14 protein-coding genes, 1 pseudogene and 1 riboswitch are annotated in these 16,477 nt (G+C 34.9%); of the genes and pseudogenes, 4 read left to right on the top strand and 11 right to left on the bottom strand.

Annotated elements, in window-relative coordinates:
- Positions 1-79: 79 nt before the first annotated feature.
- From trmA to J3U59_RS01925, 3 genes are all read right to left on the bottom strand, one after another.
- On the bottom strand, positions 80-1,177 hold the full coding sequence (trmA, locus tag J3U59_RS01915; RefSeq protein ID WP_416379537.1) for a tRNA (uridine(54)-C5)-methyltransferase TrmA: 1,098 nt from the start codon (positions 1,175-1,177) through the stop codon (positions 80-82).
- A 695-nt stretch (positions 1,178-1,872) separates the two neighbouring features.
- Positions 1,873-2,031, bottom strand: coding sequence for a hypothetical protein (locus J3U59_RS01920; protein WP_267332557.1), 159 nt, complete (start codon positions 2,029-2,031; stop codon positions 1,873-1,875).
- A 79-nt stretch (positions 2,032-2,110) separates the two neighbouring features.
- Complete coding sequence (locus J3U59_RS01925; protein WP_267346507.1) at positions 2,111-3,478, bottom strand: hypothetical protein; 1,368 nt, start codon at positions 3,476-3,478, stop codon at positions 2,111-2,113.
- Positions 3,479-4,052: 574 nt separating this feature from the next.
- On the opposite strand from J3U59_RS01925, the gene srmB reads away from it, so the two are divergent.
- Positions 4,053-5,375 (top strand): ATP-dependent RNA helicase SrmB, encoded by a 1,323-nt coding sequence (gene srmB / locus J3U59_RS01930; protein ID WP_267332555.1) that lies wholly within the window; start codon positions 4,053-4,055, stop codon positions 5,373-5,375.
- A 109-nt stretch (positions 5,376-5,484) separates the two neighbouring features.
- Positions 5,485-6,087 carry a peroxiredoxin C gene (locus J3U59_RS01935; protein WP_267332554.1) on the top strand — a complete coding sequence of 201 codons (603 nt, stop codon included), beginning with the start codon at positions 5,485-5,487 and terminating at the stop codon, positions 6,085-6,087.
- Between the two features lie 250 nt (positions 6,088-6,337).
- Here the strand turns inward: J3U59_RS01935 and J3U59_RS01940 are convergent, their stop codons facing one another.
- Both J3U59_RS01940 and J3U59_RS01945 read right to left on the bottom strand, forming a co-directional pair.
- Positions 6,338-6,652 (bottom strand): DMT family transporter, encoded by a 315-nt coding sequence (locus tag J3U59_RS01940; RefSeq protein WP_267332553.1) that lies wholly within the window; start codon positions 6,650-6,652, stop codon positions 6,338-6,340.
- A gap of 31 nt (positions 6,653-6,683) precedes the next feature.
- Positions 6,684-7,007: a DMT family transporter gene (locus tag J3U59_RS01945; protein WP_267332552.1), complete on the bottom strand. Its 324-nt coding sequence runs from the start codon at positions 7,005-7,007 to the stop codon at positions 6,684-6,686.
- A gap of 364 nt (positions 7,008-7,371) precedes the next feature.
- Between J3U59_RS01945 and J3U59_RS01950 the strand changes: the two genes are divergently transcribed.
- Positions 7,372-8,019: a TetR/AcrR family transcriptional regulator gene (locus tag J3U59_RS01950; protein ID WP_267332551.1), complete on the top strand. Its 648-nt coding sequence runs from the start codon at positions 7,372-7,374 to the stop codon at positions 8,017-8,019.
- A 183-nt stretch (positions 8,020-8,202) separates the two neighbouring features.
- Here the strand turns inward: J3U59_RS01950 and ribB are convergent, their stop codons facing one another.
- The 6 genes and pseudogenes from ribB to eco all read right to left on the bottom strand — a co-directional run bounded on the left by ribB (position 8,203) and on the right by eco (position 15,319).
- A complete protein-coding gene (gene ribB, locus J3U59_RS01955; RefSeq protein WP_267332550.1) occupies positions 8,203-8,841 on the bottom strand; it encodes a 3,4-dihydroxy-2-butanone-4-phosphate synthase in 639 nt (212 codons plus the stop codon).
- A 200-nt stretch (positions 8,842-9,041) separates the two neighbouring features.
- Positions 9,042-9,200: riboswitch (FMN riboswitch) on the bottom strand.
- Positions 9,201-9,966: 766 nt separating this feature from the next.
- Positions 9,967-10,803 (bottom strand): ABC transporter permease subunit, encoded by an 837-nt coding sequence (locus tag J3U59_RS01960; protein WP_416379536.1) that lies wholly within the window; start codon positions 10,801-10,803, stop codon positions 9,967-9,969.
- Positions 10,804-10,968: 165 nt separating this feature from the next.
- A pseudogene (potH, locus tag J3U59_RS01965) lies at positions 10,969-11,841 on the bottom strand (putrescine ABC transporter permease PotH); the annotation flags it as partial.
- Positions 11,842-12,159: 318 nt separating this feature from the next.
- Positions 12,160-13,296, bottom strand: a complete 1,137-nt coding sequence (gene potG, locus J3U59_RS01970; RefSeq protein WP_218056922.1) for a putrescine ABC transporter ATP-binding subunit PotG — start codon at positions 13,294-13,296, stop codon at positions 12,160-12,162.
- Between the two features lie 105 nt (positions 13,297-13,401).
- A complete protein-coding gene (locus J3U59_RS01975) occupies positions 13,402-14,511 on the bottom strand; it encodes an extracellular solute-binding protein (RefSeq protein WP_065635108.1) in 1,110 nt (369 codons plus the stop codon).
- A 313-nt stretch (positions 14,512-14,824) separates the two neighbouring features.
- Positions 14,825-15,319: a serine protease inhibitor ecotin gene (gene eco / locus J3U59_RS01980; RefSeq protein WP_267332547.1), complete on the bottom strand. Its 495-nt coding sequence runs from the start codon at positions 15,317-15,319 to the stop codon at positions 14,825-14,827.
- Between the two features lie 103 nt (positions 15,320-15,422).
- Here eco and ydiK point away from each other — a divergent pair, with 103 nt between their 5' ends.
- The gene (gene ydiK / locus J3U59_RS01985) at positions 15,423-16,475 is read left to right on the top strand and encodes an AI-2E family transporter YdiK (protein ID WP_267332546.1); all 1,053 of its coding nucleotides are present in this window, start codon (positions 15,423-15,425) and stop codon (positions 16,473-16,475) included.
- Positions 16,476-16,477 lie beyond the last annotated feature (2 nt).

Here is a 16,477-nt window from a genome sequence, read left to right on the forward strand (position 1 = left end):
TGTTAACCAAACACCGATTCTTGCGTTGAAAGGTATGTGTTATTCTAACAAAATTAAAGCATTTTGGGTACGCAAAGAACTATTTTTTCTGTAGTACTACGCCCATTTCTATATGATCGGTATATGGGAACTGATCAAACATAGCTAAGTGTTTAATTTCATGTGTTGCGATAAGTTGTTGCAAATTTTCTTTTAAAGTATAAGGATTGCATGAAATATAGATGATTGTAGCGTAGTTTTTAAGATTATTGATGGTGCCTTGGTCTAATCCACCTCGTGGTGGATCAACTAAAACGGTCTGGCACTGATAACTGTCTAGATCAATGCCTTTTAATCGATTAAATTCACGCTCTTTTTTAATTGCGCAAGTAAACTCCTCGGCAGATAGTCTGGCTATCACTAAATTATCAATTTGATTAACCGCAATATTATGTTGTGCCGAATAGACCGAAGCTTTGGCAATTTCTGTCGCTAAAACTTTACGAAAGTTTTGTGCTAAAGCAACCGAAAAATTACCATTACCACAATAAAATTCAAGTAAATCGCCAGATGAACCTTTAGTCACTGAAATTGCCCACTCTAACATTTTGATATTAACTGCGGCATTAGGCTGAGTAAAACTATTTTCAACTTGACGATATTGAAATGTTTTATCCAGCACTGGCAAAACTTCATCCACATAATCAACATCAATTGAAATTTTTTGATTACTTGAACGCCCCACTAAATTGACATTAATTCCCTGATCGGCTAATTGTTGCTTTAACAATCTTGCTTGAGCAATCCAATTTTCATCGAGTTTTTTATGATATAACAACGTAATTAATAGTTGGCCACTCAACGTGGAAAAATAGTCTATTTGAAAAAGTAAATGACGTAATGATTCATTGTACTGTAAAAGTGGTAAAACAGCTTGCATGGCTTGATTAATAAGCTTTGTTGCAATAGGAAAGCTATCGATGCGAACCCGTTTCTTAGTTTTTTTATCATACATAATATGATAAAGATCTTCACCATTATGCCATATTCTAAATTCAGCACGCATCCGATAATGACTTACTGGAGAAGAATAAACTTTCAATTCAGGTAGCACAAAATCGCTAAAAAGTGTTTTTAGATTATTGATTTTGTTTTGTAATTGTCGGTTATATTGATCGTTGGAAAAACATTCAGTCATCTTCATTAAGTCATCGCTATTAGGGTAATATGATAAAAGAAATACTGCTTATTATAGGCTAACTAATCAATCAAGTTAAATAGTGAAATAAGACAATTCAACTCAAATCCTATTTAAACAGCAATCATAATGTGATTTAACAAAATCAAACTAATCATAACATAAGCACAATGGCAAATAATATTAACCAATATGTTATTGGTATACCATTTAAACACTTTAGCAAATTTAAGAATAAATACTGATTATGATTGGCTTAACTTAGCTTGTATTCGATAAAAATCCAGTTCATTTGACAATGATTTGATTCGCTTTATCGAAAATAAATTTTTTAAATTTTGCATCGCTTTATTTTGTATATTTTTTAAACTATAAAAATTGCGCCGGCTCGCTAAGCGAGCTGGAAGCAATTTTTAACATTCAAACACTAGCTATCTGCTCTATGATTAATCACTTACAACACATTTAACCAATGACAAAAGTTTAGAAAAATTTTATCGATTAAAGCACCATTCATGATCTCTCTTGAAATAATAATTGTTTTAATTGTTTATCATGCCACAAGCGATAAACTAAAAGATCAACAGACCTGCTATTGGGCAATATATAACCAAACTCAGTTTTTGTTAAACCTGAAATATTCAAATTTAACATAGCCTTATCAAGTAAAGCCGCCTGTAAAATCGGTTTATTGGCTAACTTTTATAGCGCTTTATTCGCATAGTTAAGGGTAAATTTAACACCTCTAATGCCAAATAAAGCGATACACCGTAAAGCTGGACAAACATTCTTTCTCGATAAAAGTAGATATTATCAATACTTTTACTCTGTTTGAGTTTTTCGATAATTCTCATGATAATTAGATCCCGATTTTTTAGAAAAACCAATACACTAACTTATTATGATTAAATTGGTTTTATCTAATTTATGTTGTTATCTTTTACACATGGCTCGTAATTCAACACCATTACCCCATACCTGTATTTGCCCTATCCAAGCATCGATTGCATAAATATCGGAATATCCGGGATGGTTACGATTATCAAAATGATCTCGGGAATAAAACCACTGCCATTGTTGTTGCCAATTAGATTTAGGATAGGCTGTTTTGGTTGTTTCTCCCCACTCAGCAAACAAACCCTCGCCAATAGCACGCGTGAACGTATCCCATTGTAAAGGTAATTCCGTCCATGTCGCTGGCGCATTTGGCGAGTTAGTCATGTCAACTCGGGTGGGAATATTTGTCTCACCCCCACATCGTTCTATGGCTTGAGCATAAGTAGAATAAAGGCCTTCTTGAGGTTCAATCCAGACCTTGGTTGGATTAAAGGTATAATCATATAAAAAAGACGATTCCCATTTTGTTTTTATTCGAACAGTCACCTCACCTGTTGGTTTATTATTCAAGGTAACATTGCCCATTTTGTCAACGCTAACACCGCCACCCGAATTATTGATGACACTATAGGTATAATCGGTTTGTAAACCTTTAACCAATATTCGAAACTCAGCCCCAGGGAAACCGCTAGTTGGAAAGGACGGTTTAGCTGAGGGTTTAAAGCCTAATTTTGGATCGAACACATTAGCATCATATCCACCACCACAATAATCATTTCGTTTTTCGGTACCAGGTTGATTCCATCCTGTACCTTTTGGATCAGAAATAGATTCCTCCAAAGAATCATACCCCTTAAAATTACACTCTTTAACACCGTTAATATTGACTATATAAGGACTTGCCCAAATTCGATTAGGATGGACAAACATCTGATTTGGCTTTATTCCACATATTTCGGGTGTAGTGACAATCTGATAACGTTTAGTTATTGGCACAAAATCACTTTCGTTGGGTATTCCGTACTTAGAATATGTCTTGAGTTGTGTTGTGATTTCTAATGTTAATGGCAAACTATAACTCTCATTCTCACAAGTACTAATGGTTTTACTTTGATCGGTTAAGACCTGACCATTTGCGTCATACCATTTAAAACTCGTATTGGTAAGTAAGAATGGTCTGGTTGTGTCAATATCATCGCCATCATTATCGGCAAAATTTAGTTTGTTATCTAATGAATCATAATAAAAATTCTTTATGGTAAAATCTTTAAGCCTTAAATCTCCACTAAACTCTTTAACTTTATTCCCGTTGATATTATTGTTTGCCTCACTATAAAAAACACCATTTACGGTAAAGCCATGTTTATTTGCTGCTAGTTCAGTATTAACAACTTGGGGCGCATTGCCTTCTATTATTTTGGCGGTTGCTACATTTAGGGAATTAGCATCACTAAAGATAAACAAACAAAAGCAAAAAATTGTTATAACTTTCTGTAGCAATGAATTTATTTTGTTAGGGGATAGAGATAAATAGCGATGTTTTATTCGCAAATTATTGGAAATATTAAAACAATGAAATAAATAATTTTTAAGGGGGAATAATGATTGAGTCTGTGCTAAAAACTGAGAAAATTGGCGATAGCTAATGCCCGATGCCCGATGCCCGATGCCCGATGCCCGATGCCCGATGCCCGATTAAGACCATATTTTAACATATTTTTACCATTCCTTGTAGCAGTATAACGGGTATTTTTTTAAAATTATTCAACAATATATACTGTTAAAAAAAATAACTTCAATAACAATATTACGCTAATCGAATAATAATTTAATAATATACTAAATGATATGAATTTTTTTGTAATGTGTTTTTCCGTAAAGTTTTGTAAGGCGTTGATGACGCTTAAAGGTACATGTTGATGGACTGCAAATTATTTATTTTCCGTTCAACCATTAAGCATTGCTACGCTTTTATTGATTGTAGTTATAGGGATTGCCGCTATAATGTGTAACAAAATTTTAGATAAAAAAGATCATTATGACCGCACAAACTTTTTTAGATTTAGGATTAGATGAGATCTTAATCGAAAACCTGCAAGCACAAAATATTCATACACCAACAGCCATTCAGGCGCAAACTATTCCTGCCGCACTCGAGGGTAAAGATATTTTAGGATCTGCACCCACAGGTACCGGCAAAACATTGGCTTTTTTAATCCCTGCGGTGCAACATCTGCTCGATTTTCCTAGACGCAAACCTGGTCCACCACGTATTTTAATTTTAACACCAACTCGTGAACTTGCCATGCAAATTGCAGAACAATCGAAGCGCCTAACACAATCAACGCATCTGAGCACTGCGACAATAACCGGCGGTGTGGCTTATATGAATCATGCTGAAGTGTTTAGCAAAAATCAAGATATTGTGATAGCGACAACCGGTCGATTATTACAATATATCAAAGAAGAAAATTTTGATTGCCGCGCTGTTGAAATGTTAATTTTAGATGAAGCTGATCGTATGTTAGATATGGGCTTTTCACAAGATGTTGAAACCATTTCGGCAGAGACGCGTTGGCGTAAACAAACACTTTTATTCTCGGCAACGCTTGAAGGTGAAGGATTGCATAACTTTGCCAGCCGTATCTTAAATGATCCAATCGAAATTAATGCCGATCCTTCACGCAAAGAGCGCAAAAAGATCTTACAATTTTATTATCGAGCCGATGATTTAACGCATAAAGTGGCTTTATTAATCCATTTATTAAAACAAGACGAGTTGAAAAAAACCATTATCTTTGTACGCAAACGTGAACGTGTGCATGAATTGGTGACTTGGTTACATCAGGCTGGCATCAATAGTTGTTACTTAGAAGGTGAAATGGTACAAGCCAAACGCAACGAAGCAATAAAAAGAATGAGCAATAATACCGTTAATGTATTAGTGGCGACTGATGTCGCTGCACGCGGTATTGACATTGATGATATTAGCCATGTGATTAATTTTGACGCCCCTAAAACAGCGGATGTCTATTTACACCGCATTGGTCGTACGGCTCGTGCTGGCAAAAAAGGCACGGCGATAATGCTAATCGAAGCTCATGATAATGAGTTATTGCAAAAAATTGAACGTTACATTCAAGAACCGATTAAGTTAAGAACTATTGATGAATTGAGACCGAAAACCAAAGCCCCTAAACGCGTAACCAAGAAAAAGCCATCACAAAAAGCAAGATTAAAAAGTGAAACTAAAAAACAAGATGCAAAAAATAAAAAAGTAAAATTGCGCCATCGTGATACTAAAAATAAAGGGAAGCCGAAAAAATCAATAAGTAATTTCGAACAAAAACAACAAAGTTAATAGTTTGAACTTATGAAATCAATTGCTTATAACGAATTGGACAAATAGCGTTAATTGCTATAATAACTCCCGTTGCTTGATTTATATTTTATTTGTTAAGGAGAAAATTATGACATTAGTCACTCGCAAAGCCCCTGATTTTACTTCAGCAGCTGTTTTAGGTACTGGCGAAATTGTAAACAATTTTAATTTAGCTGATCATATCAAAGGTAAATATGCAGTTGTATTCTTTTGGCCAATGGACTTCACTTTTGTTTGCCCTTCTGAAATTATTGCTTTTGATCACCGTTTAGATGAATTTAAAAAACGTGGAGTTGAAGTAATTGGTGTTTCAATGGACTCTGAGTATGTTCACAACGCTTGGCGTAATACTCCACAAGATAAAGGTGGTATTGGTGAAGTCAAATTCCCAATTGTCGCGGACATTAAACATGCAATTATGCAAGCATATGGCGTTGAACATCCTGAAGCTGGTGTTGCTCTACGTGCGTCGTTCTTTATCGATAAATCGGGTATTGTTCGTCACGAAACTATCAATGATTTACCAATTGGTCGCAATATTGATGAAATGATTCGTATTGTTGATGCTTTCCAATTCCACGAAGAACATGGCGAAGTTTGTCCTGCACAATGGACAAAAGGTAAACAAGGTATGCAAGCTAATCCAAACGGCGTTGCAAGTTACTTAAAACAACACGCTAAAGAAATTTAATTATTACATTATCGTTCTAACGTTTTATTCAAAAGCTTTGCGTTAACCGGAGTTTATCTCCGGTTTTTTTATCTATTATTTTATTGTAATTTAGAATTATCAAAGCATAGTTTATGCTGAACGTTTTAGTTTTTTTATATGATAAATAATTGGATAATTCAACTTATCGATAAGTAGGATCGCAACAGTGGGGTTTATGTTCTAGTAATGTAATCAATAACAGGCATTGATTAAGATTGATAATATTGCATCACATCGTCAAATGTAATCCAACTACTCCAATAATGATGATAAGTAAACCAAATAAACGTTGCATATTTTTAGGTTCATTAAATAAAAATATATTGGCTAATACTGCACCAGATGTTCCAAGCCCTACCCAAACAGGGTAAACAATACTTAACTCAAGATAATGAAGTGAAAAATAAAATAATACAAAAGAGATAAAAAAACCGCCCCAATAGGCAATTAATCTTAGTATATTTTTTTTCTCTGCATAAAGCTTAAGCCCCACTGCACCTACAACTTCAAAAATCGATGCAGTCAAAATTAACAGCCAACCCATGAATACTTATCTCCTACTAATATCCTTATTGTTAACTATCAGTACGTTTAAGTTGAATAACACCAATAATAATTAAAGCCACAAAAAACACGTGAAGCAATGTGATATGTTTATCAAATAATAACACATCAAAAATGGTTGCACCGACTGCACCAACCCCTGAAAAAATTGCATACACAGTACCTGTAGGTATGGTTTTGCAGGCATTTGTTAAAAACGTAAAATCAACAATAAGTAAAGTGATAATGATAAGCCAATGCCATAATTCGGTTGCGACACTGAATCCAAAGATCCAACACAACTCAAAAAAACAGGTAAGCACGACAAATGCCCACTCTTTATTTATATTAGACATAGCTACCTCATTGCTATCATCAACTCTTTTTATCATTATTTAGTTTTGCTTTTTCACCGAATTTGTATCGTAGAAAACAAAAGATGGTTCGCAAACCAAGAAAGTTGCCACCAAAAGAAATTAGTTAATTTGTTAAAAAAGACAAAGCCTGTTTTATACTGAAATGTATATAATTACTTAAACTTTTTTACAAAATTCTATTATAAATTGTTTATAATAAAATAATTCTACAACGAAGAAATAGAAATTGCAAGGTTAAAATCGTTTATTATTCAATAGTTCAAGCTTTCATGATTAGGTTAGTTTTGCATGAATTATTACAATAACGATATAATATTAATGCTGTAACATCTTGAGATTAGCTATGAAAAATTCCGATAAAATGAAAAATACAGGGCCAAAAGGACTTGAAGCCCAAGCAATGGTAATGGCAGCGATAGATTTTATGGAGGAAGTTGGCAATTCCGCTTTTAGTGTACGTAAACTTGCCGCCAAAATTGCTTGTGATCCAATGTCACTACAGTATCATTTTAAATCAAAAAAAGGACTGGAACGGGCAATGGCTGAAGAATTAACCCGTAGAATATCAACTATTGATAACAGCATGCCTTGGGATGAACGCCTTCGACATTTAGCTTATCAATATCGGCAAATAGCTCTTGCCTATCCAAATAGTTTTAAATTAATGCAGCAGTTTTGGAGTACAGGACTTGCCGATTATATTCGAGCTGAATATGTTTGTCAGGCGTTAACGGATGCTGGCTTTAATGATAATCAAGTAACCCGTTTTTGTTTAGGTTATTACGCTTGTATTATTGGGCTTGCGGCTTCTGAAGCGGGGGGATTACTTCGCCCTGCTGATGATGCAGATCTTAATGACATTGAAAATTTGCCTCAGCAAGGTTTTACATTGACAAAAAAATTAGCTCCTGCATTTCAAGCTGTTGAACCCGGTCAAGTATTTGCTTTTACTGTGGAATTATTTTTGTCTGGCATCAAAAAAGCGTTATAAAAAATGGTTAATAAGTCATAAATTACACTAAGAAATTTAGTTATCAATAAACTTATCTCAGATAAAATTTAAGTATTAAGCCGTTAAATAACCGAGTCGAAATTAACTTATACAGTGCTTTAAAGTTTTAACATTGGATGATCAATATTATTACGCCGACAAAGTCGGCATAATAAAATCTCATTATCTAGCTTTACGATATTCTACAATATCTTCAATTGTTACAACGGGTAAATTATGCTGTTTGGCAAATTCAACTATTTGCGGAGCTCTTGCCATTGAGCCATCATCATTGGTGATTTCACAAATGACCGCAGCAGGTTTGAAACCGGCCAAAGTCACTAAATCAACCGACGCTTCAGTATGGCCTCGACGTGTTAACACTCCACCTTCTTGAGCCACTAATGGAAAAACATGTCCTGGATGATTTAAATCACACGGTTTAGCATGATCAGCAACGGCCGCTTTAATAGTGGTTACACGATCTGCGGCTGAAACGCCTGTTGTTACGCCTTGAGCCGCTTCAATTGATATCGTAAATGCGGTATGATTTTTGCTAGTATTATTCGCCACCATCATAGGTAATTGTAATTTATCACAATAAGCTTTTGGCATACATAAACAGACAATGCCACTGCCATGACGAATAGTCAGTGCCATTTGTGGCGTAGTGATGGTTTCGGCTGACCAAACAATATCGCCTTCGTTTTCACGATCTTCATCATCTAAAACTAAAACACCTTGACCGGCTTTGATGGAACTGATTGCACGCTCTACCCGTTCAATAGCTGTTCCAAATTCTTTTAAATTAAACTGATTCATGGTAAATACCTATCCTTTTATAAAATAATTATATTTATCCCAAAGCAATACAGAACAAATCTGATATCGATACATAGAAAAATTGTAACAATTAAGCAGATATCATTAAGTAAAACTATAAGTATAAATAAATTAAATACCAGAATCAGGGCAAGTGCTTGACCATAATGATTTTGCTAATAGCAAATTAAGAAAAGATAAGCTACTCTCTTTCATCCAGACTTTAACTGTCGGCTTTGGAATTACACCAAATCTGCTTGTCCTTAATGTTTATCAATATTAAATAATAATAGGATAAATATTAAGCGCTCGTGGGCTATACCACCGGTGGGGAATTACGCCCCGCCCTGAGAACTTTGTCGTTAAATTGACGGCATATACTATAATACAAAATAAGTAAAAAAACACGGAAATTTATTAAGTTAGCCTCAAGCAATTGTATCGAAAGTACTATATCAATTAGAAAAACACGTTTATAGCTAATTGCACTAAGCGCTAACCACTGTTATTTAGCTTATCGCTTAATGTTATTTAGGGTAACAACTTTAATAACAGTTAATAGGATTGATTAATATCGATACCTATTGTTATACATTAACAACCTAGACCTAAACGCTAAAGGCGTTTATAAACTCAATAACAAAGCTAGCTTAGAGTCACTTAATTCTAACTATTCATGTTAATAAACCACACAAAGATAGCAAAGGCTATCATTGTCACGCAAAGTAACATCCTATTATACGTTAAAATCAGCATAATAATTTATGTTGCGCAATCCATTGAACCAATCAGCACTGATACAACACAATTACAGATCATGATTTAATAATCGGCCAACAGCAATTCAAGCGCCAAATAGCTTCGACTAAATCTTTTTAACAATGGCACATGAAGGATGAGAATAAGATAAACAAATGCGGCTAAAAGTATTATGTTGAGATTGTGGCAGATGAAGAATTATCATTTTCAATGATTCATAATGTACTTTTATTAACGTAACAAAATCGAGACTAAACTTGTAGTATAAGCGCTAAAACAGGATATAACCTGAATTTAGCGCTTGCATTGTAACACTCAAAAACAACGGTAGTCAAAGCCTAAAATCCCATTAAACATTAATATTATCTAATGTCCGCGCATTTCACGCATTTTGCGTCGTTCAGCTTTACGCATCCATAACCATGAGATAAATCCAATTATTCCTACTATGAATAAGATAATTGTTGCCAATGCGTTGACCTGAGGATCGACCCCTAATCTCACTTTCGAAAAGATTAATTTTGGCAATGTCATTGCGCCTGGACCAGTAACAAAGTTAGCAATAACCACATCATCAAGTGATAGCGTAAACGCCAATAACCAACCTGAAACTAAAGCCGGTGCAATCATTGGTAACGTAATAATGAAAAATACTTTTAAAGGATTGGCACCTAAATCTAACGCTGCCTCTTCAATTGACTTATCAAGCTCGCGCAACCTTGCACTTATAACGACTGTGACATAAGCTGTACAGAAAGTTGCATGCGCCATCCAAATGGTGATAGCGCCACGATCTTTTGGCCAACCTAATACTTGTCCCATTCCAACAAATAAGAGTAATAATGCTAAACCAGTAATAACGTCAGGCATGACTAATGGTGCAGTAGTCATAAATGAAAAAAGATTAGATCCTTTAAATCGCCTAAAGCGGATAATTGCATACGATGCTAACGTACCAAGAACAATAGCAAGCGTTGCAGCCCCTGCGGCAATGGATAAACTTAATCCCACCGCTTTAAGCAGGGTTTCGTTATGCACTAGTTCAACGTACCATTTAGTCGAAAAATCAGCCCAAACGGTTACCAGACGAGAGCTATTAAACGAATAAACAATTAAAATAATCATTGGGATATATAAAAAAGAAAATACCACCAATAAAATCAGCGCCTTTAAACTGCGACATATTAACGCTAAAGTGATAATCAAGGTAACAATCACACTGAAAATCAAACAACCAATGTATAAATGACTATTGCCAATTAATTCTAATCCTGAAGACGAGATCAAAACAGTTAACAATAAAGCGCCTAAGAATGAAGCAATAAAAATAATCACAGCGGATCGCATAATAACAGGTAAATTGTTCATCTATTTACCTCCCAATTGTCGATTTTGGAATTTATTAAAGTAGTAAATAGGTATAATTAATATCAATAACATTACCGAAGCCACTGCAGATGCTGCCGGCCAGTCATGGTTATTAAAGAATTCAGTCCAAAGTTGTGTACCTATCATAATGCCTTCAGATGGACCTAATAGTTCAGGAATCACATACTCCCCAACAGCCGGAATAAAGACCAACATACCGCCAGCAATTACGCCATTTTTAGTTAATGGCACAATAATTTTAAAAAAGGTTTTAATTGGTTTACATCCTAAATCTAATGCTGCCTCGATCAACGTAGAGTCCACTTTACTTAATGAGGTATAAATTGGCAGTACCACAAAAGGTAAATAAGAATAAACAATACCAATATAAACCGCAAAATAGGTCTTCATGATGATAAGTGGTTGATCAATAACGCCTAACCACATTAAGAAATTATTGAGTAGCCCATTAGGATTTAAAATACCTATCCAAGCATATACTCGAATTAAAAACGAAGTCCATGATGGTAAGATAATTAATAATAATAAGATATTTCGAGTTGAGGCTTTACATTGTGAAATAGCCCAAGCTAATGGATAGCCAATTAAAATACATAGAATCGTTGAAATAGCCGCTACTTTCAATGATTGCAAATAAGAATCAATGTAAATGGTATCGCTCAGTAAATTTAAGTAATTACCAAAATTTAAAGCAATATTGAGTAAACCATCATCATAACTGAATAAATCAGTATAAGGCGGTACCGCTGAAGCCATTTCAGAAAAACTAATTCGAAATACAATTAAAAATGGTAATAAAAACAGTAATAACATCCATAAATAAGGGATACTAATCACTGCTAGTCGACCATATAACGTCATTAAATCTGAGTCATTACGTTGTTGGCGCATCTTTTTATAAGCAAAATAGATTGCGACCAAACCAGCAGGAATAAATAAAATACTGCCGGCAATAATCAAACGATAAGCAAATTTAGATGGCTTATAATAGGCTAAGTAGAATCCTAAACATGACAATAAAAAGCTGAATGTCATTGCAGTGAAAAGCGCATCTAAAAATAGATTGTCAAATGAATCTGTTGAGACAAAACGCCAATAAACATTGAGTAATACAAATGCATTCAACAATAAACCCAATAAAATGGATCGCATCATGATATCCTCTTTTGTTTATTCGGTAAGCACAACACAACTATCAATATCCCAACTCAGATTGACAATGTCGCCCCATGTTGGCATACCTTTACGATAACGATGTTCGTTTTGTAACTGCGCAATAATAATTTGCCCACTTGGTAATTTGACATGATAAATTGATAAATCACCAAGATAGGCAATTTCAACAACCTCACCACTTGCTACGTTGTAACCTTGTTCTGGAATTTCGTCACATAATTTAATTTTTTCTGGGCGTAGTGCAACTTGAATAGGAACCCCTTCAACCGCTGGTGAATCATAATCGACTTTTAATGGGTGTTTGATCATTGGGCAGTTAAGAATCAAACCATCTTCTAATGTTTCTTGCAAAATACCATCGAAAATATTCACTGATCCAATAAATTCAGCACTGTAACGGCTGTTTGGATGTTCGTAAATCTCTTCTGGTTCACCGATTTGTACAAATTGACCTTTATTCATAATGGCAATTCGTCCTGCCATCGTCATTGCTTCTTCTTGATCGTGCGTAACCATAACACAAGTTGCACCTACTTGTTCTAAAATGCTAACTACTTCAAGTTGCATACGATCACGAAGTTGTTTATCCAAAGCACCCATTGGTTCATCAAGTAATAATAATTTTGGTCTTTTCGCTAGACTGCGAGCCAACGCTACACGTTGTCTTTGACCACCTGATAGCTGATGGGGTTTACGTTTACCAAATTGTTCCATATGAACAAGCGCTAACATCTCTTCAACGCGTTGTTTGATTTCGTGCGCATTTAATTTGTCTTGTTTTAAGCCAAAAGCAATATTTTGCTCAACCGTCATGTGAGGAAATAAAGCATACGATTGAAACATCATATTGATTGGGCGATTGTAAGGAGGCACTTGCGATAAGTCCTTACCATCTAAAATAATCTGTCCGGATGTAGGTTGTTCAAAACCAGCAAGCATACGCAATAATGTTGATTTTCCACTGCCCGATGCCCCTAACAAGGCAAATATCTCACCGGTATAAATGGTGAGGTTGACATCATCAACCGCATAATAATCATCATTAAAAACTTTCGTTAAATTTTTGATCTCCAGTAATGGAGTTATCATCTTTTTTTTAGGCTGTACCTGATTTGTTGTTTTATTGTTCACTCTTTTTTCCTCATAACAACAAGCCATAAAAAACGAGACGGAAAGATCAAATTAACCTCTCCGTCTATATTAGACTAGTAAATAGTGTAGTACCAAAAATATCGGTTATTTACCAGTTTTTAGTTTTGTCCACGTGCGGGTAATAACACGTTCAAGTTTTGGTTCTTTTACTTTTAAAGTGAATAATTTTTCCATTACTTCTGGTTTTGGATAAACCGCTGGATCATTTTTCACTTCTGGTTTAACAAACTCATCATTAGCCGCTTTATTCGCACTTGCAAAGTTAACATCGTTGGTTACTTGCGCTGCAATTTCTGGTTTCATGACAAAGTTTAAGAACTCATGTGCTTCTTCTACATTTTCTGAATCTTTTGGAATAGCAAAAGTATCAAAGAAGACTAATGCCCCTTCTTTTGGAATTTGATAACCAATATGTACGCCGTTTTTCGCTTCGTTTGCTCTATCTCGGGATTGTAAAATATCGCCTGACCAACCTAAAATAACGCAAATATCGCCGTTAGCAAGATCTGTAATATATTGTGAGGAATGGAAGTAACGAATATTCGGTCTCACTTTTTCTAACAACTCGTAAGCAGCACCAGTGTAATCTTTAGCATCTGTACTATTTGGATCTTTACCTAAATATTGAAGAGCACTAGCAAAAATTTCGGTCGGAGCATCTAAAAATGCGACTCCACAATCTTTGAGTTTTTCCATATTTTCGGGTTTAAACACTAAGTCCCAGCTATCTACAGGTGCATTATCGCCTAAACGTTCTTTCACCTTATCGATGTTATAACCAATACCCGTTGTCATCCAAACATAAGGAATGGCATAGGTATTATCAGGATCGTGGTTAGCCATCAATTTCATTAAATTAGGATCTAGATTTTTCCAATTTGGTAATTTACTTTTATCTAGCGGTAAATAAATTCCAGATTTAATTTGTCTAGCTAAAAAGCTATCAGAAGGCGATACGACATCAAAACCTGAATGCCCTGCCATGAGTTTTCCTTCTAATGCTTCGTTTGAATCATAAACATCATAAACCAGTTTTATACCTGTTGATTTTTCAAAATCACTGATAGTTTGTGAACCGATTTGTCCTGCCCAATTATAAAAATGGACGACTCGATCTTTAGCTATTGCTGATTGAGATAACGCTAGTGAAACACCAGCTACGATTGAAAGAATTGTTTTACGTTGAGTAAACATGCTCACCACTTCTCCTCTAGTTTAGGGATATTACATGTTAGACACAAGCCCATTGGATAACTTCAATGGACCCCCAAATTTTACCAATAACTTCGTTAAAAAGTATGGCGAAACCGAGGTAATCAGGCAATCACAAGTCATTAATAAATTTAATGAACGAGTAGAGCTAACCTTGCATTACGAGGGATAAAATACCTTTTTTTTTTGAGATGTCTACTTAAAATATCAAATATCCTAAGTTTCGGGGTTGAGTGACGATATTTTGACCGCTCAACCCACTATTTATCATAAATTGACAATTAATTTAGCTGTTTTATTCGGCAGTCGCTTGCAAAATTTTGGCATCTGCTTGCCAAACACGATATTTAACAGTTAAATCATTTGGTACATAAAAAACGATTGGTAAACGGCTATTATAATTTAGCGTTCCAATATTGTTACCGATAGTTACAAATTGATTTTTATTAGCACTTTCTGGGCAAGCCATGAGTGTTGATATGCCATCTTTGGCTTTATCTACCACATAATATGAATATCCCCAACCTTTTAATTCTTGTTGTTTAATAGTCGCGCTAAGGCTATGCGCATTACAATCAACATTCATATCTTTACCAACTAATACTTCGACACGGGCACTATTTTCATCTTTTAATGCAGGAAGATGAATAGCATAGCGAGTATAGCCAGGCATGGCTTCTGGGAAAGGTGCTGTATCATTTACATTTTGTACAACTTTAGCTGATTTTGGTGATGTCGAACACGCCGCTAATGCAACACTCATCATCATTAATAACATTATTTTCTTCATTTTTACACCTCCGAAAAAAGTATAATGGTTAACATACAACATATGCTTTTTGAATCTTATTGCGTATAATAACATTTTCTAGACTAAATAATATGGTACAAAAATGCCAGCTGAAAACAATACGTACGATTTACTTAAATTGATTCTAAACCTATTAATAATAGGATTACTAATCATTATTACTTATCGTGTAGTTGAACCTTTTTTGTTTGGTTTTTTTTGGGCGGTCATGGTGGTAATTGCCACTTGGCCATTAATGATCAAAATCCAACAAAAATTATTTAATAAACGCTGGTTATCACTATTAGTCATGGCACTAATTTTGGCTTTCGTTTGTATTATACCATTTATATTAATTATTAGTAGTGTTGCACAAAATGGCCATTATTTAATTGAATGGGCCAGAACACTACCTCATCGTGAATTACCGACATTAGATTGGTTAAGCAGCCTACCTATGTTTGGAAATGAATTACACCAAAAGTGGCTAGAAATCATTCAAACAGATGGATCGGAGCTGATTTCTGATATCCAGCCATATATCGGTATTTTGGTTGGATGGCTTTTAGAACAAGCGACCAATATCAGTATATTCATCTTCCATGCCGGTGTAATGATCATTTTTAGTTTATTATTATTTCTTAAAGGTGAAAGTATTACAAAATACGTCTATGTTTTTGCTAATCGTTTATCAAAACACTATGGTAAAACAACCGTTACTTTAGCTGGTCAAGCAATAAGAGCCGTAGCTTTAGGTGTTGTCGTTACCGCCATTACGTTAGCACTAATTGGTGGCATCAGTTTTGTGCTTACTAACATGCCTTTCCCTGGCATTTTGACGCTCATTTTATTTATCTGCTGTGTGGCGCAAATTGGTCCGGTCATTGTCATGATAGGCTGCATTATCTGGCAATTTTGGGATGGAAATACCATTTCGGCGATTGTATTAATTTTTGTTGCGATTATTTTAACCACACTTGATAGTGTAATGCGTGCATATTTAATAAAAAAAGGCGCCGATTTACCATTTTTGCTCATATTGTTTGGTGTTATTGGAGGAATACTCGCCTTTGGTATTATGGGATTGTTTATCGGTCCAGTTGTGTTAGCATTGACTTATAAGCTTATTGAATCATGGGTCGATGAACAAGCTTAACA

The organism is Gilliamella sp. B3783 (genome assembly GCF_026536125.1).
Classification (GTDB): Bacteria; Pseudomonadota; Gammaproteobacteria; order Enterobacterales; family Orbaceae; genus Gilliamella.